This is a genomic window from Rathayibacter sp. VKM Ac-2803 (assembly GCF_009807175.1).
Lineage (GTDB): Bacteria > Actinomycetota > Actinomycetes > Actinomycetales > Microbacteriaceae > Rathayibacter.
Genome location: NZ_WUCD01000001.1, coordinates 1,253,863 through 1,272,061 on the forward strand (window position 1 = coordinate 1,253,863; position 18,199 = coordinate 1,272,061).

An 18,199-nucleotide genomic window follows, 5' to 3' on the forward strand; every position below is an offset into this window, starting at 1 on the left:
CCGCACCGCCTCACGACACCGAGTCGGCCGGCTCCTCCATGTACCACTCCGTGAACGAGCACGCCCGCCCGTCGTCGGCGAACCGGATGACCCAGAGATTCAGGTAGGTCGTGTCGCCCGGGTAGATGGTCCGCGCCTCCACCACAGCGGTCCCCTCGGTGAGCGCGACGAGTCCCCAGGCGAACGTCGGGTCGCCCGGCTCCTCCTCCGCCCGCCACCACTCGACGATCGCGTCGCGCGGAGTGATCGCGTCGCGGTACGGCGCCGTGAAGTACTCGGCGTCCTCGGTGAACAGGGCGGCCACGTCGTGCGGGTCATCGCTGGCCCAGGCCTTCTCGTAGCCGGCGATCCAGCTCTCGATGTCGATCATCCGCCCATCCTCCGCCTGCCGCGGCGGGCTCGGAAGACTCCGCGGGAAGGATCCCGACCCGCGCTCGGCTCGATACCGGAGCCGGCCGATGCAAAGCTGGGCAATACGACGCACCGCCGACACCGAAGGACCTCTGTGCCCTCCCCTCGCTCCCTCGCCCGCTCTCCGGATCCGCGGCTGATCACCGCCGTCCTCGCCTTCGCCGGCATGAGCGCCTCCTTCATGCAGACCCTGGTCGTGCCGATCCAGTCGGAGCTGCCGACCCTCCTCGGCGCCGATCGCAGCGAGACCGCGTGGGTGATCACCGCGACACTGCTCAGCGCGTGCATCCTCACCCCGGTGTCCGGCCGGCTCGGCGACCTCTACGGCAAGCGGCGGATGGCGGTCGCCGCGCTCGTGGTCCTCGTGATCGGCTCGATCGTCTGCGCGTTCGCCGGCGACGTCTGGACGCTGGTCGTCGGTCGAGCGCTGCAGGGCGCCGTGATGGGAGTCATCCCGCTCGGGATCTCGATCCTCCGAGACACCCTGCACCGCGACCGCCTCCCCGGCGCGATCGCCCTCGTCAGCGCGACCCTCGGCATCGGCGGCGCGCTCGGACTCCCGCTCAGCGCCCTCGTCGCGCAGAACCTCGACTGGCACGTCCTGTTCTGGATGTCGGCGGCCCTCGGCGTGCTCGACATCGTGCTCGTCCTCCTCGTGGTGCCGGTGTCGACCCTGCGCGCGCCCGGCAGCTTCGACGTCGTCGGCACGATCGGGCTCGCCATCGGACTCAGCGGCATCCTGATCGCCGTCTCGCGCGGCAACGACGCGGGCTGGACCAGCCCCGCGATCCTCGGCTCCGGCCTCGGCGGCGTCGCGGTCCTGCTGATCTGGGGCTGGTACGAGCTGCGGCAGTCCAGCCCGCTCGTCGACCTGCGCGTGGCCGCGCGACCCGCCGTGCTGTTCACCAACCTCGCCTCCGTGGCGGTCGGCTTCGCCTTCTTCGGCGCCCAGATCACGCTGCCGCAGATGCTCGAGTCGCCGCCGCTGGCCTCGGGCGCGGGCTTCGGGCTCAGCCTGATCGTGGCCAGCCTCGTCCTGGCCCCGTCCGGCCTGGCGATGATGGCGACGTCGCCGGTCGCCGCGCGCCTCTCTGCCTCGTCCGGACCGCGGATCGTCCTGATCTCGGGCGCCGCGCTGATCGCCCTCTCGTACCTGCTGGTGCTCCCGTTCGGCACCGAGGTCTGGCAGATCCTCGTGATCAACGCGCTGATCGGAGTCGGCCTCGGCCTCGCCTACGCCGCGATGCCCACGCTGATCATGCGCGCCGTGCCCTTCTCCGAGACCGCCGCCGCCAACGGGCTCAACTCGCTGATGCGCACCCTCGGCACGACCCTGTCGTCGGCCGTCACCGCCGCGGTGCTCGCCCAGCTAACGGTCACGGTCGGCGCGGTCGACGTCCCGAGCTCCGAGGGCTTCCGCACCACCTTCGTGATCGGCGCGATCGGTGCCGTCGTCGCCGTCGTGCTGGGGCTGCTGATCCCGAAGGTCTCGCGTCCGGACGCGCGCCCCGCGCTGCCCTGACCGCCGGGCCTGTCAGGGCAGGGAGACCTACTCGTCGTCCTCCGCGAGCATCCGCTCGATCTGCAGCTCGCGCAGCCGCGCCGTCGTCAGCTGGTTCTCGCGCGCGGCGATGGCCAGGCGGCAGAGCAGCACGGCGAGCACGATCAGGACCACCGCGATCACGACCACGAAGACGGCGTACAGGACGAAGACGAAGTTGAAGCCGGTCACCATCGTCCGACCCTACTGACGCGCCGCGCCCCGCGGCATCCCCCGCCCGGCGGACCGCGGCCGGTCTCCGGAGCACCTCCGGCTCGTGGAACTCGGTCCGGCTCGCGGGATATAGACCCTCCGGCGAGCCGCACCGGATCCTGCGAGCCCGACCGCCCGCCCGCCCCGAGTCGCGCCACCCGCGCGCCCACTCCTACTCTGGGCGGAGGGCGCGCCGTCGCCGGGGGAGCGGAGGCGCGATGCACGTCGAGCGGGTCGAGTCGCGCGCGCAGTACGACGACTTCAGCCTCCTGCCCGGGCGCCTGCACCCCCGCTCGCTCACCGTCCCGCTGCCCGACGCGCTGCTGAAGTCGTGGTGGCGCGGGTCGCGCCTGCGGCCGGCCGGAGTCGAGCTGCTCCTCGTCCGCGACCACGGCGGTCGCGTCGTCGGCCGCACGACCGTGCACTCCGATCCGCGGCTCGACGCCCGGGTCGGCGCCCGCACCCTGCTGTTCGGCGCGACCGAGTTCGCCGACGCCGAGGCGGCCGCCGCGCTGTTCGACGCCGTGACCGAGCGGGCGAGCGGGCACGAGCAGATCCTCGGTCCGGTGTCGCTGCTGCCCCACGAGGGCGGCGGAGTGATCACGAGCGGCTTCTCGCAGCGCGGCTTCGATCGCGTGCTCTGGAACCCGCCGAGCTACCCGGGCGTCTACGAAGACGCGGGCTTCGAGCGGATCTGGGAGGGCGACACCTGGAGCGTCGAGACGGTGCCGAGGCAGGCGGGTGTCCCGCTCGGTCCGGTGGCCCCCGAGGAGTGGGCGGCCGCGGGCCTGCGCCCCGGCCGTCTCACCGCCGCCCGCACCGAGGCCGCTCGCGCCGAGATGCTCGACGTCCTCAACCGCGCCCACGCCGGGTCACCGTCCGGGATCGAGGTGACGGCGGGCGAGGTCCAGCGCGGCTCGACCGCCGCCGCCGCGATGGCCGCGCTGCTCGACCCCGACATCCTGCGCCTCGCCACCGACGAGGCGAGCGGCCGGATCGTCGGCTTCGCCCTGGCCGTCCCCGACTACACCCGCTTCCTGCAGAGCACCCGCGGCCGCATGGGCGTCGTCGAGCACGCTCAGGCGCTCGTGACCCGCTCCCGGTTCCGCCAGGAGGCGGTGCTGCAGCTGCAGTGCACCGATCCCGAGGATCAGGGGCGCGGAGTCGGCACCCTCCTCGGCCGCGATCTCCAGGCGCACCTCGCCGAGCGCGGGTACCGGCGCCTCCGCGTGCCCGCCATCGCCCGTGACGGGTCGTCGGCGGCACGCGCCCAGCTCGAGCGCTTCGGCGGCGTGCCGATGCACGGCGTCACCTTCTACCGGCGCGCGGTGGGCTGAGGGTCGGTCAGCGGCAGGCGGAGGCGATCGCCACCGCGTCCGCACCCGGGTCGCCGTAGGGCTCCGTGCCCGAGCCGTCCGCGAACCCCTGCGACAGCGCCCACGCCGTCGCCCACTTCTCGTCGTCGCCCTCGAACGGAGCCGCGCGGTACAGCTCGTAGCAGCCGTCCTTCGAGGTGATGGCGTGCCCGACCTCGTGGGCGACCAGCCCGCGGGTCCACTCCGCGCCCCAGTTGCGCTGGATGCTCTCGGTCAGCTGGATCGTCGCCGGCGCCCCGTCCTCGAGCGTCCACGTCGCGAGCCCGGCGCCGCTGTCGAGCGAGCCGTAGGCGACTCCGTCGATCTCGATGCTCTCCTCCCAGCTCACGTCGATCGGCACGCCGCCCGCGATCGAGTCGGCGAAGTCGAGCACCTGCTGCTTGCGCGGCCAGTCGGCGGAGGCGCGCTCGGCGAGGCCGTCGGCCTGCGACTGCTGCAGCTCGGCGACGCGGGCGAGGTAGGCGCGCAGGAGCGCGGGTTCTCCCAGATCGACGGGCTCGTCGGATCCGCCGTAGCCGTAGAGCGCGCGCTCCACGAGCCAGCGCTGCTCGTGCGTCGCGGCGGTGCTCGCCTCGGCGAGGGCGGTGCCGACCTCGGCCGTCGACGCGGCGAAGTCGGCGGAGGCGGTGCGCGCCTCGCCGAGCAGCGGACGGATCCGCGCGGTCTGCTCCCGCTGCTCGGCCGCGTCGTCCTCGAGCGCGTCGGAGCGCTCGTCGAAGCCGTCGGCCGCGTCGAAGCGCTCCTCGGTCTCCTCGGGGTCGACGGGAGGGAGCACCGCCGCGCGCTCGCCGACCGGCACGTCATCGGCCGCGTCCACGACCCGATCGATCGCGCTCAGGTACTCGTCGCGGCTCACCGCGTCGACGGCGGCCGGATCCGCCGCGGCCACTGCGCTGCGGACGCCGTCCGTCTCGACCGCGACCGCGGCCTCGAGCGCGTCCCACTCCGCGACGGCGTCGTCGTGGTCCTGCGCGGTCTCGACGAGTCGTGTGCCCGCCTCCTCGAAGCGCTGCTCGGCGACCTGGCCGCGCACGACGACGGTCGTCACGGTTCCGCCGACCGCCAGCGCGAGCACGACGCCGGCCGCGATGCCGAGGCGCGCCCCGCGCGACAGGGCGCGCCGAGGCGGGCGCCCCGGGGAGAGAGCGGCCGGATCGGGCGGCGGGAACGAGCCGGGCGCGGCTCCGGGTGCGGTCGTGCTCACGCGCCCAGTATCGCCTGCGGGACGGGCGTGTCCGCACTCACATCCGGCGCTTATGCGACCGCGCGTAGGGTGTCCGACTGTGGATCCCCGCTCGCCAGACACCGTCGCCGTGCCTCCGCTGACCGATGCGGTCGCGCAGGCCCTCGACGCGACCACCGTCGCCGAGATCCGGGCGCTCCGCGACGACTTCGCGCGCTTCATGCTGCAGTACAAGTTCGGCATGGACGAGATCGTCACGAAGGTGTCGATCCTGCAGGAGGAGTTCCGCGAGCTGCAGGAGTACAACCCGATCGAGCACGTCACCAGCCGGCTGAAGTCGGCCGACAGTCTCATCGAGAAGATCGAGCGCAAGGGCTGCGAGACCACGTTCGAGGGCATCGCGGGCGCCATCACCGACATCGCCGGAGTGCGGATCACCTGCAGCTTCGTCTCGGACGTCTACCGGGTGTTCGAGCTGCTCACCTCGCAGTCCGACGTGACCGTCCTCGAGGTGAAGGACTACATCGCCGAGCCCAAGGAGAACGGCTACAAGAGCCTGCACGCGATCGTCGAGGTCCCGGTGTTCCTGTCCGGAGGCTCGGTGAACGTCTGCGTCGAGGTCCAGTTCCGCACCATCGCGATGGACTTCTGGGCGAGCCTCGAGCACAAGATCTACTACAAGTACGACCGCCAGGTCCCGCAGGAGCTGCTCGACGGCCTCGCCGACGCCGCGCGCACCGCCGCCAGTCTCGACTCCGACATGGAGCGCCTGCACCGCCAGGTCCGCGGCGAGCTGCCGCTGAGGGACGCATCGGCGCCACGCGCCGTCGACGTCTGAGCCGCGCCTTCCCGGTTCCGCGGGCCTCAGCTGAGCGCCGTCACCAGCACCAGCAGGAGCACGGCCGTCCCGTTCAGCGTCGCGTGCGACACGATCGCCGCCCCGAGCCGGCCCGTCACCGTCGAGATCCAGCCGTGCGCGAGCCCCGCGATCACGGTGGTCGTGCCGAGCGTCACGATCGTCGCCGGGTTCACCATCTGGTGCCCGTGCAGCAGGGCGAAGACGGCGGTCGACGCGATGACGCTGAAGACGGCCGCCCAGATCCGGCGACCGCGGGTAGGAGGCGCCTCGTCCGTGCGCCGGCGCAGCATCCGGTTCCGCACGGCCCGCATCACGACACCGCGGCAGAGGATCTCCTCGACGATCGGCGCGACCACGACGGGGATGACGACCGAGCTGAGCACGAACCACAGCGGATCGGGCTCGAGGTCGAGGTTCGTCTGCGCATCCTGCAGGTACGGCGAGAAGACCAGCAGCACGGCGACGATCGCCAGGCGCACGCCGATGCCGAGCCCGATGCCGATCGGGATGTCGACCCAGCGGAACCGCAGGCCGTAGTCGGCGGCGAGCGACCCCAGGCCGCGCAGCCGCGACGCCGCGATCGGGACGACCAGCCCGACCAGGTAGCTCCCGAACGCGCCCGCGAACAGCAGACCGGGGGAGTAGGGCAGCACACCGAACCCGAAGAGCAGGATGAGCGCGCCCAGCGGCACGACGATCCCCACGATCGTGAGCACCGCGGTCGGCAGGCCCCAGCGCACCCGCGGGTCGGGCAGGTAGAGGAGAGAGGAGTACGGGGCTCCCACCGAGGGCTGCGGCTCGGCCGGCAGCCAGCCGTCGTACGAGGCGGGCGCACCCGGCAGCATCGATCCGGTCGGGGGCGCCCACCCGCGCGGCGCGGACTCCGGAGGATCGAGGGCGATCGTCGACGGGTCGGGCGGCGGGAAGGCGGAGTCCATGGCCGGATCAGCCTACGCAGGCGACCTGGGCGAACAGCCCCGTCCCGGAGACGAGGGCCCCGGGACGAAAGAAACCCCCGCCATGTAGAAGCTAGGCGAGGGTTTCCGTGGCTCCGACGGGCGTCGATCCCGTGACCTCACGATTTTCAGTCGTGCGCTCTACCAACTGAGCTACAGAGCCGTGCGACGAGAACGCCGCAGGGGCCGCACGTGGCGACCCCGATGAAAAGGCCCTTCCTCTCGGAAGGGCCTCTCTGCGACCCTGACGGGACTTGAACCCGCGACCTCCGCCGTGACAGGGCGGCACGCTAACCAGCTGCGCTACAGGGCCTCGTTGCGAAGACAAGCATACTGCCTTCGAGGCTGTTCGATTTTCACGCCCCGACCCTCGCGGATCGGTGCACTTGCAGGTAGTCGTGGTGAAGCCGGCCCATCGTGACCCCAACGGGATTCGAACCCGTGCTGCCGCCGTGAAAGGGCGGTGTCCTAGGCCACTAAACGATGGGGCCGGGAGCTCGCGGGGCGACCCTGCGATCGACCCCCCATCACTACCGACACGCAAGCATAGGGATACCGAGCCGGATATGCAAAACCGAAGGTTTCCGGCGTGTGAAGAAGCCCGTCCGGGGCCGGAGCCGCTCTAGGCGCGCCGGTAGTGCCTTGACTAGGGTTGGTCGGAATTGCAATCCTCCGCGCGATGGAGCCGCACCGTCGGCGGAGGAGGCTCCACCGACACTCCAGAGGTCCCATGCTCCACTCGCCGCGCCGCTCTCGCCCCGCTCGGTCCTCCGACGCGCCGCGGCCCGGTCGACTCCGCGGCGCTGCCCTGGCCTCCGCCGTCCTCGCCCTCCTCGCCGGCCTCCTCGTCGCGACGCCCGCGCAGGCCGTCGAGTACCCGTCGTGGGAGGACGTCGAGGCCGCCAAGGGCGACACCGCCGCCGCCGCCGCCCAGGTCGAGAACATCACCTCCCTGATCGACGGCCTGCAGGACGAGGTCGCCGCCGCCCAGGAACTCGCGCAGCAGCGCGGCGAGGAGTACTTCGCCGCTCAGGAGGCGTTCGACCAGGCCGCCGAGCGCGCGACCGATCTCGACACGCAGGCCACCGCCAGCGCCGACGAGGCCGACGCCGCCTCGCAGCAGGCGGGCCTGCTCGCCGCGCAGCTCTACCGCACCACCGGCACCGACCTCTCGGTCAACATCTTCCTCGACGGGCAGGACGGCGAGGCCGACGACCTGCTCTCGAAGATCGGCAACATGTCGAAGCTCGTCGAGCGCTCGAACGCGATCTACGAGCAGGCGAGCACCTCGCGCAACACGGCGTCCTCCCTCGCCGAGCAGGCGAAGGTCGCGCAGACCGAGCGCGAGCGCCTGAGGGTCGCCGCCGAGAGTGCGCTGGCCGAGGCCACCTCCGCCCAGGCCGCCTCCGAGTCGGCGCTCGCCGAGCAGCAGCAGCAGGGCATCATCCTCGAGGAGCAGCTCGCGGCACTGCGCGACACGGAGTCGCGCACCGTCGCCGAGTACCAGGCCGGCGTCGCCGCGCGCGAGGCCGAGCGCCAGCGCAAGCTCGCCGAGGAGGCCGCGGCCCGCGCGGCGGCCGCCGAGGCCTACCGCGCGGCGCAGGCCGCTCAGGCCGCCGCCGCGGCGGCCGCACGACCGAGCTCCGGAGGAAGCGGCAGCTACGCCGCGCCGGCACCCTCCGCGGGCGGCGGCTCGACCGCCGTCAGCGACTCCGGCTGGGTCCGCCCCGCCGCAGGGCGCATCACCGGGACCTTCGGCCCCCGCGGCAGCATCTCGACCGGTGGCGGCTCCAGCAGCAACTCGCACCGCGGCACCGACATCGCCGGCGGCTGCGGGATCCCGATCTACGCGGCCCACAGCGGCACCGTGTCGTACGCGGGCCCCAACGGCACGTACGGCAACTGGATCCTGCTCGACCACGGCGACGGCATCAGCACGGGCTACGCCCACATCGTCGCGGGCGGCATCTACGTCAGCGTCGGCGAGCGCGTCGAGGCCGGACAGCAGATCGCGGCCGTCGGCTCGACCGGCGCCTCCACCGGGTGCCACCTGCACTACGAGACCCGCGTCAACGGCGTCGCCGTCGACGCTCAGCCCTTCATGGCCGCACGAGGAGTCACACTTGGTTGACGCGAAGACGACCGCCCGCAGCTTCACCCCGGCACCGCGTGAGCGGACCTGGAGGGGCCGGCTGCCGCTGGCCGTCTCGGCCGCCTTCGCGGTGACCGCCGTCACCGCCTCCCTCGGTCTGACGCCCGCCACCGCGGACGACCCGAGCTACCCGTCGTGGGACGACGTGCAGAACGCCAAGGCCGACGAGGCGACCAAGCAGGCCGAGATCGACTCGATCACCGCCCTGATCGCCGGTCTCCAGACCCAGGTCGACGACGCGTCGGTCGTCGCGATGAAGAAGGCCGAGGCCTGGCGCCAGGCGTCCGAGTCGCTCGCCGCCGCCGCGCAGACCGTCGACGAGCTCGAGGCCCAGGCCGCCGAGGCCTCGACCAAGGCCCAGACGTCGCGGATGCGCGCGGGCCTCCTCGCCGCGCACCTCTCCCGCGCCGCGGGCGGAGACCTCTCGATGAGCCTCGTCGCGAGCGGCGAGAACGCCGGCGACCTGCTCTACCAGCTCGGCGCGATGTCGCAGCTGACCGAGCAGTCGCAGAAGGTCTACTCGGACGCCCTCGCCGACAAGCAGAACGCCGAGTCGCTCGCCGAGCAGGCCGACGTCGCGGTCGTCGAGCACCAGAAGCTGTCCGACGCCGCCGACGAGGCGCGCTCCGTCGCCGACGCGGCCGCCGCCTCCGCCCAGGCCGCGCTCGCCGCGCAGGAGGAGAAGTCGTCCGAGCTCATCGCCCAGCTCGCGCTGCTCAAGGACTCCACCGTCGAGATCGAGACCGCGTTCCTCGCGGGCGAGCAGCAGCGCAAGGCCGCGGCCGCCGCCGCAGCAGCGGCCGCCCAGGCTCAGGCCGAGGCCGAGGCCGCCCAGGAGGCGGCGCAGCCGGCTCAGGCGCCCGCGGCGTCCCAGCCCGAGTCCCCGGCGCAGCAGCCGGCTCCTGCGGCGCCGCCTGCCGCCGCTCCAGCGCCCGCTCCCGTTCCGGCAGCACCGGAGGCTCCGGCTGCCCCGGAACCCGTCGTCCAGCAGCCCGCGCCGGCACCCGTTCCGGCAGCGCCCGTGCCCGCTCCGGCCCCGGCGCCCGTCTCGAACTCCAACACCGTCGAGATCGCGATCGACTACGCGATGCAGCAGCTGGGCGAGCGCTACGTGCTCGGCGGCATGGGCCCCGACGTCTGGGACTGCTCCGGCCTCACCAAGCAGTCGTACGCCTCCGCCGGCGAGTACATCGGCACGCACTCGGCGACCAACCAGTACAACGAGATGTCGGCTCAGGGCAAGCTCGTCCCCTACAGCCAGCGTCAGCGCGGCGACCTGATCTTCTGGTCCGACTACCCGGGCGACTACTACCACGTCGCCATCTACCTCGGCGGCGACCAGATCATCGAGGCGCCGAACCCGAACTCGCCGGTGCGGATCCACTCCATCTGGGGCAGCCCCACCGGGATGGTCGGCCGCCCGGCCTCCTAGTCCAGTCGCAGAACGAGGGAACCCGCTCCCGTCGAGACGTCCAGCTGCTGCTGGATCCCTCGACGGGAGCGGGTTCCCTCGTTTCAGAGGCGGAAGGTCAGTGACCCTCCTCCGCCAGCTTCTTGATGCCGTCCTGGACGATCTGCTCGGCCTCAGCCGCGTCGCCCCAGGCCTCGACCTTGACCCACTTGTTGGGCTCGAGGTCCTTGTAGCGCTCGAAGAAGTGCTTGATCTCGTTCTTGGTCTGCTCGGGCACGTCTCCGATGTCCTGGATGTGCTGCCAGCGCGGGTCCTTCGCGGGGACCACGACGACCTTGGCGTCCGAGCCGGCCTCGTCGCTCATGTTGAGGACGCCGACCGGGCGCACCGAGACGCCGACGCCGGGGAACACGGGGTACTCGAGCAGCACCAGCGCGTCGACGGGGTCGCCGTCGAGGCCGAGGGTGTTCTCGAAGTAGCCGTAGTCCGTCGGGTAGACGAAGGAGGTGAACAGCACGCGGTCGAGGTAGACGCGACCGGTCTCGTGGTCGACCTCGTACTTGTTGCGGCTGCCCTTGGGGATCTCTACGACGACGTCGTATGCGGCCATGTTCGCTCCTTGAGTCGGTGGCGCCGTGAGCGGCGCATCGGCGGATCGGACCCGCCTCCCGAGCACTCACTCGGGGGGCCGGATCGCTGGCATTACGTTACTTGATGTGCCCGATCGCCCCCGCCTGACTCCTGCCGTCGCCGATATCCGCCGTGCCGTGCGCGCGAGCCTCGACGAGCTAGAACCCGACGTGCTGGTGCTGGTCGCGCTGAGCGGGGGAGCGGACTCGCTCGCGCTCGCCTCCGCCGTCGCGTTCGAGGCACCCCGCGGCGGGCGTCGCGCCGGCGCGGTGATCGTCGATCACGGTCTGCAGGAGGGATCGGCCGCGGTCGCGCAGCGGGCCTCGGAGCAGGCGCGCGCGCTCGGGCTCTCGCCGGTGCTCCGCGAGGTCGTCTCGGTGGCGCCCGCGGGCGAGGGCGGTCCGGAGGCGGCGGCGCGCACCGCGCGGTACCGCGCCTTCGACGACGCTCTGGTCGCCACGGGCGCCGCGGCGATCCTCCTCGCGCACACCCTCGACGACCAGGCCGAGACCGTGCTGCTGGGGCTGGCGCGCGGCGCCGGCGCGGCGAGCCTGCACGGGATGGCGGCGGTCAGCGGGCCGCTGCGGAGGCCGCTGCTCGCGATCCGCCGGGAGAGCACCCGGGCGGCGTGCGCCGACGGCGGGCTCGAGTTCTGGGACGACCCGCACAACGTCGACGAGCGCTTCTCGCGCGTCCGGGTGCGCCGGAGCGTGCTGCCCGTGCTCGAGGACGAGCTCGGGCCCGGCATCGCGGAGGCGCTCGCCCGCACCGCCGACCAGCTGCGCGAGGACTCCGACGCGCTCGATGCGATGGCCCTCGACTGGGCGCTCGAGCTGGTCGGCCAGAACGACGACGGTCACGTCACGGTCGACGCCCGCGGCCTCGCGGCCGACCCGCCGGCACTGCGCCAGCGCATCATCCGCCTGGTCGTCGCCAACGAGTTCGGAGTCTCGCTCTCGCGCACCCAGACCCTCGCGGTCGCCGCCCTGGTCACCGACTGGCACGGCCAGAAGGGCGTCGACCTCCCCGGCGTCCGCGCGACCCGGGTGGGCGCCGCCCTGGTGTTCGCGCCTGCGAGCTGACCGGCCTCAGCGAGCTGACGCGCCTCCTCGAGCTGACCCGCGCCCGCGACCTGACCCGCGTAGTCGCCTTCCTCGCTGATCGAGTAGCCCGCGGAGCGGGCGTATCGAGATCCACCAGCGTCAGAAGTCCGGATCGACGGCGTGATCTGCTGACGCCGGCGGGTCTCGATACGCCCCTGCGGGGCTCCTCGACCAGCATGCCGGGGCGGGCGCCGGCCTCGCCCTCCCCGCGGTCCGCGGGCCGGCGGAGCCGACCCGTAGAGTGGCCGGGTGGAAGCAGCCGACATCGCCGATGACATCACCGAGGTCCTCTTCACCGAGGCCGAGATCCATGAGCGGATCCGCGGTCTCGCCCGCGCGATCGAGCGCGACTACGCCGGCGAGAACCTCCTCATCGTCGGGGTCCTGCGCGGCGCCGTCATGGTGATGGCCGATCTCGCCCGCGAGCTCAAGCTCGACATCGTGATGGACTGGATGGCCGTCTCCTCCTACGGCAGCAGCACCAAGTCCTCCGGCGTCGTCCGCATCCTGAAGGACCTCGACACCGACATCACCGACCGAAAGGTGCTGATCGTCGAGGACATCATCGACTCCGGTCTCACGCTCTCGTGGCTGCAGGGCAACCTGCGCAGCCGCGGCGCCGAGTCGGTCGAGATCTGCGCGCTGTTCCGCAAGCCCCGCGCCGCCAAGGTCGAGGTCGACGTCGCCTACGTCGGCTTCGACATCCCCAACGACTTCGTCATCGGGTACGGACTCGACTACGCCGAGCGCTACCGCAACCTCCGCGATGTCGCGATCCTCGCTCCCCACGTCTACGAGTAGCCGCCGCGCCGACACGGCCCAGCGGAGCCTCGAGCGGCTCTTCGGCGCGCCGGTGCTCGGGTACCACAACAGCTACCCGACCTCGCTCCGAGCCGATCTCGAGTTCGACTACTGGTGGCTCGCGCACGCGATCGACGCCCAGGTCGACGCCTTCGAGCGCACCGGAGACGCCGAGCACCTCGAGCGGGCGTCGCGGCTCCACCGCGCGATCCGCCTCCGCAACGGCGGCCGGCTGGTCAACGGCTACTTCGACGACATGATGTGGCTCGGAGGTGCGCTCGCGCGGCTCGGCGAGGCGACGGACGAGCCGAGGTGGCTCGACCGCGCCGACCACCTCTGGCGCTTCGCGGTCGATCGCGGCTGGAACCTCCGGCACGGCGCGAGCCTCGCCTGGCGCCGCCGACAGCTCGACTACAAGAACGCGCCCGCCAACGGCCCGTTCGCCATCCTCGGAGCCCGGCTGGAGCGCCTCCGACCCGACGGCCGCGAGGAGCTCTCGCGCGCCGCCCTCGACTGGATGCACGTGCGCCTGCGCGACGCCGAGACCGGATTCGTCGCCGACGGCATCGGCCGCGAGGGCGGCTCGGCGCGCGACGACTGGGCGTTCAGCTACAACCACGGCGTCTACATCGGCGCGGCGCTCGCCCTGCACCGCCTGCGCCCCGACCCGCGGCTCGTGGCGCACGCCTCCCTCACCGCCGACGATCTGCTGACGCGCCTCGCTCCCGACGGCGTCTTCGTCGACCAGGGCACGGGGGACGGCGCCCTGTTCGGCGGCATCGCCTACCGCCACCTGGTCGACCTGGCCACGACCGACGGAGTCGTCCCCGCGACCGCCGAGCGCCTCCGCCGCTTCGTCACCGGCAGCGTCGAGGCCCTCTGGAGCACGAGTGAGCGCAACGGGCTGCTGCTCGCGGGTCCGCGCTGGGATGCGCCTCCCACCCTGCCGGCCACCCTCTCGGCCCAGCTCGGCGCCGTGCTCGCGACGGAGGCGGCGGCGGCCCTCGATCGCGCGCCAGACTGAGACGGTGAGAGCCGAGAGAGCACGCCCCGGGCGCAGGGTCGCCGTCGTCATCAATCCGAGCAAGTTCGACGACGTCGGTGCCGCCGAGGATCTGGTCGCCACCGTCGCCCGCCGTCTCGGTTGGGACGAGCCGCTCTGGTTCGAGACCAGCGTCGACGACTCCGGCGCCTCGGCCGCCCGCGCGGCGCTCGAGGCGGGCGCCGACGTGGTCTGCGCGATGGGAGGCGATGGCACGGTCCGCGCGGTCGCCGCCGTGCTCCGCGGCACGGGGGTGTCCTACGGACTCCTGCCCAGCGGCACCGGCAACCTGCTCGCCCGCAATCTCGGACTCCCGCTCGGGTCCCTCGCCGAGGCCGTCGAGATCGCGCTGCTCGGGCAGGACCGCGCCATCGACGTGGGCACCGCCGTGTTCGACGACGGCGAGGAGCGGGTGTTCATGGTGATGGGCGGAGTCGGGCTCGACGCCGAGATCATGGACAAGACCGACGAGGAGCTGAAGAAGAAGGTCGGCTGGGGCGCCTACGTCGCGGCGGGCGCGCCGGCGATGTTCAAGGCCGGCTTCGAGGCGACGATCACGATCGACGGCGCACCCGAGCCGCCGACCCGCTGCCTGATGGTGCTCGCCTGCAACTGCAGCTCGGTGGTCGCCAACATCGAGCTCGCCGCCGGCGCCGTGCTCGACGACGGCGATCTCGAGCTCGTTCTGCTGCGCCGCCGCTTCGGCCTGGCGCTCGACGTGGCGACCGGGAATCGCAACGGCCTCGCCTCCCTCCGGCAGTGGCCGGGCCGCGAGTTCGCGTTCGAGCTCGATCAGCCCGTGCTGGCCGAGCTCGACGGAGACCCCGTCGGGCGCACCACCGCCGGACGGTTCGGCGTCGACCCGGGCGCGCTGGTCGTCCGCCTGCCGGTGCCGACCCCCAAGAGCCCGGGGCTCACTCCGCACGACTCGCTGATCATCGACACCACCTCGATCGCGACGATCGTCCCGGACCAGGAGACCGCCTGACGATCGGCGTCGCTTGCGCGCTTTCTTTTACGGTTGTAAGTTACTTACGAACGTAAGAGACGGGGCGCTGCCTCGACTCCGGAGGAGAAGAGGGCCCCTGTGACCGATCCGCGGCTGACCCGCTCGCGCGACCTGCTGACGGCGGCGATCACCACCGCCCTCGACCGGCCCGGCGACGCGCAGCCCTCGATCACCGAGCTCTGCGCGGCCGCCGGTGTCAGCCGGCCCACCTTCTACCAGCACTTCGGAGACGTCCCCTCGCTCATCGAGGCGGCGGCCGTCGAGCGGATGCACGCGCTCTTCGCGGCGGCGACGCCCGTCTCGTCCGCCCAGGAGTGGGAGCCGGCCGTGCCGCGGGTCGTCCACGGCCTGCTCGACGGCCTCCTCGTGCACGCCGACTTCTACCGCCGGGTGCTCACCGGAGGCACGGCGCGCGCGGTGCAGGAGTCGGTCGTCGCGTTCCTCGCCCGCCGGCTGCTCACGTTCTCGCCGCTCGCCGCCCGCGAGCCCGGCGCCGGCGACCACGCCCGCGTCGAGCGCTTCGCCACCTTCCTGGCGGCGGGCACCACGTGGCTCGTCGTCGGCTGGCTGCTCGAGGGCGACCCGCGCCGCCCGGTCGCCGACGCGGCCGCCGACATCGCCGAGCTCCTCGTCACCGGAGTCGCGTCGCAGCGGCTCGCCGCTCTCCACTCCACCTCCGCGAAGTAGAAGGATCATGCCCACCTCAGCCCTCCGTCGTGCCCTCGGGCGCGTCCAGCCCCGCCTCGTCGTCGTCTTCGCCGCGATCGCGCTCATCCCGCTGATCTACGCGGGGCTGCTGACCTCGGCGAACCTCGATCCGACCCACACCCTCGACACCGTGCCCGCCGCCGTCGTGAACGAGGACACGGGTGCGACCGCCGCCGACGGCTCGGCGCTCGCCCTCGGCGACTCGGTGACCGACGAGCTGCTCTCGAGCACCTCCTCCTCGAACTTCGCGTGGACCCGGCTCGACGCCGACGAGGCGGCGAGCGAGCTCGCCTCGGGCGCCGTCTACGCCGTGCTGACCATCCCGTCGGGCTTCTCCGCCGATGTCGCCTCGCTCGGCGGCGACGACCCGGCCGCCGCCTCCGTCGCGAAGCTCTCGATCGAGACCGACGACGGCGCCAACCTCATCGTCGGCACCATCGCCTCGACGATCGGCTCGACCGTCACCGCCACCGTCGAGAAGGAGGTCGGCGAGAGCTACCTGAAGAACGTCTACCTGGGCTTCACCGACGTCCACGACAGCCTCGCGCAGGCCGCCGACGGAGCGGCGCAGCTGGCCGACGGCTCCGCACAGGCCGCCGACGGCTCCTCCGAGCTCGTCGTGGGCCTGTCTCAGCTCGAGGACGGCACCGCTCAGCTCGCGACCGGCGCAGGGACGCTCAGCACCGGCGCCGCGTCGGCCTCCTCGGGGGCCGCGACGCTCGCCGCCGGGCTGCAGCAGCTCGCCGACGAGACCGCGCAGCTGCCCACCCAGGCGACGGCGCTGAACGACGGAGCGACCTCGGTCGCCGCGGGCGCGCAGAAGGTCGACGCCGGCGCGGCCGATCTGGCGACGGGGGCGTCGACGCTCGCGGGCTCGACCCCCGCGCTCGCCACTGGCGCGGCCGACGCCGCGACCGGGGCGCAGACGCTCCAGACCGGTGCGACCTCGGTCGCCGACGGGGCGGCTGCAGCGCTCACCGCAGGGGGATCCCTCGCTGACGGAGCGTCGACGCTCGCCGCCGGCACGCCCGCACTCGCCTCCGGTGCCGCGACCGTCGACACCGGCCTGCAGTCGCTGCTCGCCCAGTACGGCACCCTCACCGACGCCCAGCGCCTCGCTCTGATCACGCAGCTCGAGACCGGCGCGGCCGAGGTGTCGACCGGGGCGGCCGGTGTCGACCAGGGCGCTCAGGCCCTCTCCGCCGGCACGGCCGCGCTGGTCGGCGATTCGAAGACCGGTCTCACCGCGCTCTCCGCGGGCGCCGCCTCCGTCTCGACCGGCGCGAGCGGCCTCGCCGCCGGCAGTCAGAAGGTCGCGGCGGGAGTCGCCCAGGTCGACACCGGCGCCCAGGCGCTCTCGACCGGCGCGGGGACGCTCGCGGCCGGCGCCGCCTCCCTCGACACGGGAGCCGCGCAGCTCGCCTCCGGAGTCGGCACCCTCGCCGGCAGCGTCGGCCCGCTCACGACGGGCATCGCCGACGCGTCGACGGGGACGGACTCCCTCGCCTCGGGAACCGCCTCCCTCGCCACCGGCGCCCGGACGCTCGCCGACGGAGCCGCCTCCGCCGCCGACGGCACCGCCACCGCCGAGACCGGCTCCGAGAGCCTGGAGACCGGCATCGACTCCCTCGCCGACGGGTCGCAGACCCTCACCGACAAGCTCACCGACGGCGCCGACCAGGTGCCGACCTACACCGCCGACCAGGCGGAGACGCTCAGCGCCGTCACCGCCGCTCCGGTCGCCCTCGACAAGGAGCGCCTGAACGAGGTGCCGCAGTACGGCTACGGCCTCGCGCCCTACTTCCTCTCCCTCGCGCTCTGGGTCGGCGCGCTCGCGTTCTACCTGATGAGCGCTCCGCTGAGCGAGCGACTCCTCGCCGCTCGCCGTCCGGCGTGGGTGATCGCGCTGCGCAGCTACCTGCCGGGGGCGCTGATGGCCGTCGCGCAGGGCGTCCTCGCCGCGCTGGTCATCCGCTTCGGCGTCGGGATCGAGGCCGCGAACGTACCCGGCATGATCGGGATCGCGGTGCTCACGAGCCTGACCTTCGTCGCGATCAACCAGGCCCTGATCTCGCTGCTCGACGCCCCCGGCCGGTTCGTCGCGCTGCTCCTGATGGTGCTGCAGCTCTCCTCCGCGGGCGGCACGTACCCGACCGAGACGGCGCCCGCCTTCTTCCAGGCGATCCACGGAGCGCTGCCCCTCACCTACACGGTCGAGGCGTTCCGCTCCCTGATCGCCGGCGGCAGCATCGGAGTCGCGAACGCCGTCCTCGTCCTCTCCCTCTGGCTCCTCGGCGCCCTGGGCGTCACCGTCCTGGCCGCCGCCCGCCGCCGCCGCGGCCTGGCCCCCGCCCTCCGCGACCCGGAGCCCCTCCTCGAGACCGCCTGACGCTCAGGTGGTGGGGGAACCCCGGACCGGATCACCGATCCGCTGACGCCGATGGTTCTTCTGAGGTCCCCGCCCTGCTGATCGAGTAGCCCGCGCAGCGGGCGTATCGAGATCCACCTCTGTCAGGAGGCGAGGGTAGAAGCTCGGCCTGCTGACAGACGTGGGTCTCGATACGCCCCTGCGGGCTACTCGACCAGCATGGGTGGCGTCCGCGGCGGTGCGCGGTCGATCGGCCCGACGCCGGCCGCTCTGCGGATCGCAGCCATCTCGGGAAGCCGACCGCGAGCTCTGATGCGGCACAGCCGCATCAGAGCCGATGAACACAGCCGGCACCGCTTTCGGCCCACGGCGAACGCGTGGCCGGCGTTCAGAGAGCGGGAGGTAGCCTGGCACTCACATTTCTCGTCAGAAAGGTG

Annotated in this window: 16 protein-coding genes and 3 tRNA genes; 11 read left to right on the forward strand and 8 right to left on the reverse strand. The window is 72.8% G+C overall.

The window, feature by feature from the left end:
- Positions 1 to 10 precede the first annotated feature (10 nt).
- A complete protein-coding gene (locus GRS96_RS05805; protein ID WP_159858394.1) occupies positions 11 to 370 on the reverse strand; it encodes a nuclear transport factor 2 family protein in 360 nt (119 codons plus the stop codon).
- Between the two features lie 135 nt (positions 371 to 505).
- Here GRS96_RS05805 and GRS96_RS05810 point away from each other — a divergent pair, with 135 nt between their 5' ends.
- Positions 506 to 1,933, forward strand: coding sequence for an MFS transporter (locus GRS96_RS05810; protein WP_235022080.1), 1,428 nt, complete (start codon positions 506 to 508; stop codon positions 1,931 to 1,933).
- 27 nt (positions 1,934 to 1,960) lie between these two features.
- On the opposite strand, the gene GRS96_RS05815 is transcribed toward GRS96_RS05810, so the two are convergent.
- On the reverse strand, positions 1,961 to 2,146 hold the full coding sequence (locus GRS96_RS05815) for a hypothetical protein (RefSeq protein ID WP_159858397.1): 186 nt from the start codon (positions 2,144 to 2,146) through the stop codon (positions 1,961 to 1,963).
- A gap of 236 nt (positions 2,147 to 2,382) precedes the next feature.
- On the opposite strand from GRS96_RS05815, the gene GRS96_RS05820 reads away from it, so the two are divergent.
- The gene (locus GRS96_RS05820) at positions 2,383 to 3,501 is read left to right on the forward strand and encodes a GNAT family N-acetyltransferase (protein ID WP_159858400.1); all 1,119 of its coding nucleotides are present in this window, start codon (positions 2,383 to 2,385) and stop codon (positions 3,499 to 3,501) included.
- Between the two features lie 7 nt (positions 3,502 to 3,508).
- Here GRS96_RS05820 and GRS96_RS05825 read toward each other — a convergent pair whose 3' ends face one another.
- Positions 3,509 to 4,744, reverse strand: coding sequence for a hypothetical protein (locus GRS96_RS05825; RefSeq protein ID WP_159987981.1), 1,236 nt, complete (start codon positions 4,742 to 4,744; stop codon positions 3,509 to 3,511).
- A gap of 199 nt (positions 4,745 to 4,943) precedes the next feature.
- Between GRS96_RS05825 and GRS96_RS05830 the strand changes: the two genes are divergently transcribed.
- Positions 4,944 to 5,561, forward strand: coding sequence for a GTP pyrophosphokinase (locus GRS96_RS05830; RefSeq protein WP_235022083.1), 618 nt, complete (start codon positions 4,944 to 4,946; stop codon positions 5,559 to 5,561).
- A 26-nt stretch (positions 5,562 to 5,587) separates the two neighbouring features.
- On the opposite strand, the gene GRS96_RS05835 is transcribed toward GRS96_RS05830, so the two are convergent.
- The 4 genes from GRS96_RS05835 to GRS96_RS05850 all read right to left on the reverse strand — a co-directional run bounded on the left by GRS96_RS05835 (position 5,588) and on the right by GRS96_RS05850 (position 7,029).
- Positions 5,588 to 6,520 (reverse strand): CPBP family intramembrane glutamic endopeptidase, encoded by a 933-nt coding sequence (locus GRS96_RS05835; RefSeq protein ID WP_159987982.1) that lies wholly within the window; start codon positions 6,518 to 6,520, stop codon positions 5,588 to 5,590.
- A 108-nt stretch (positions 6,521 to 6,628) separates the two neighbouring features.
- Positions 6,629 to 6,701 (reverse strand) — tRNA-Phe (locus GRS96_RS05840).
- Between the two features lie 76 nt (positions 6,702 to 6,777).
- A tRNA-Asp gene (locus GRS96_RS05845) sits at positions 6,778 to 6,851 on the reverse strand.
- 105 nt (positions 6,852 to 6,956) lie between these two features.
- Positions 6,957 to 7,029, reverse strand: a tRNA-Glu gene (locus GRS96_RS05850).
- A 239-nt stretch (positions 7,030 to 7,268) separates the two neighbouring features.
- Here GRS96_RS05850 and GRS96_RS05855 point away from each other — a divergent pair.
- Positions 7,269 to 8,669 carry a M23 family metallopeptidase gene (locus tag GRS96_RS05855; protein WP_159987983.1) on the forward strand — a complete coding sequence of 467 codons (1,401 nt, stop codon included), beginning with the start codon at positions 7,269 to 7,271 and terminating at the stop codon, positions 8,667 to 8,669.
- Positions 8,662 to 10,122: a C40 family peptidase gene (locus GRS96_RS05860; RefSeq protein ID WP_159987984.1), complete on the forward strand. Its 1,461-nt coding sequence runs from the start codon at positions 8,662 to 8,664 to the stop codon at positions 10,120 to 10,122. Before GRS96_RS05855 ends, GRS96_RS05860 begins: the two co-directional genes overlap by 8 nt.
- A 97-nt stretch (positions 10,123 to 10,219) precedes the next feature.
- On the opposite strand, the gene ppa is transcribed toward GRS96_RS05860, so the two are convergent.
- Positions 10,220 to 10,711 (reverse strand): inorganic diphosphatase, encoded by a 492-nt coding sequence (ppa, locus tag GRS96_RS05865; protein ID WP_159987985.1) that lies wholly within the window; start codon positions 10,709 to 10,711, stop codon positions 10,220 to 10,222.
- Between the two features lie 106 nt (positions 10,712 to 10,817).
- On the opposite strand from ppa, the gene tilS reads away from it, so the two are divergent.
- From tilS to GRS96_RS05895, 6 genes are all read left to right on the forward strand, one after another.
- Positions 10,818 to 11,813: a tRNA lysidine(34) synthetase TilS gene (gene tilS / locus GRS96_RS05870; RefSeq protein WP_159987986.1), complete on the forward strand. Its 996-nt coding sequence runs from the start codon at positions 10,818 to 10,820 to the stop codon at positions 11,811 to 11,813.
- Between the two features lie 270 nt (positions 11,814 to 12,083).
- Positions 12,084 to 12,635 (forward strand): hypoxanthine phosphoribosyltransferase, encoded by a 552-nt coding sequence (gene hpt / locus GRS96_RS05875; RefSeq protein WP_056041011.1) that lies wholly within the window; start codon positions 12,084 to 12,086, stop codon positions 12,633 to 12,635.
- On the forward strand, positions 12,601 to 13,659 hold the full coding sequence (locus GRS96_RS05880; protein WP_159854804.1) for a glycoside hydrolase family 76 protein: 1,059 nt from the start codon (positions 12,601 to 12,603) through the stop codon (positions 13,657 to 13,659). The genes hpt and GRS96_RS05880 overlap by 35 nt, the downstream gene beginning before the upstream one ends.
- Before the next feature lie 4 nt (positions 13,660 to 13,663).
- Positions 13,664 to 14,665, forward strand: coding sequence for a diacylglycerol/lipid kinase family protein (locus GRS96_RS05885; protein WP_159987987.1), 1,002 nt, complete (start codon positions 13,664 to 13,666; stop codon positions 14,663 to 14,665).
- Between the two features lie 99 nt (positions 14,666 to 14,764).
- Positions 14,765 to 15,373, forward strand: a complete 609-nt coding sequence (locus GRS96_RS05890) for a TetR/AcrR family transcriptional regulator (protein ID WP_159987988.1) — start codon at positions 14,765 to 14,767, stop codon at positions 15,371 to 15,373.
- Between the two features lie 7 nt (positions 15,374 to 15,380).
- Entirely contained in the window at positions 15,381 to 17,783 is a 2,403-nt protein-coding gene (locus tag GRS96_RS05895; protein WP_159987989.1) for a YhgE/Pip domain-containing protein, read from the forward strand.
- The last annotated feature ends 416 nt before the right edge of the window (positions 17,784 to 18,199 follow it).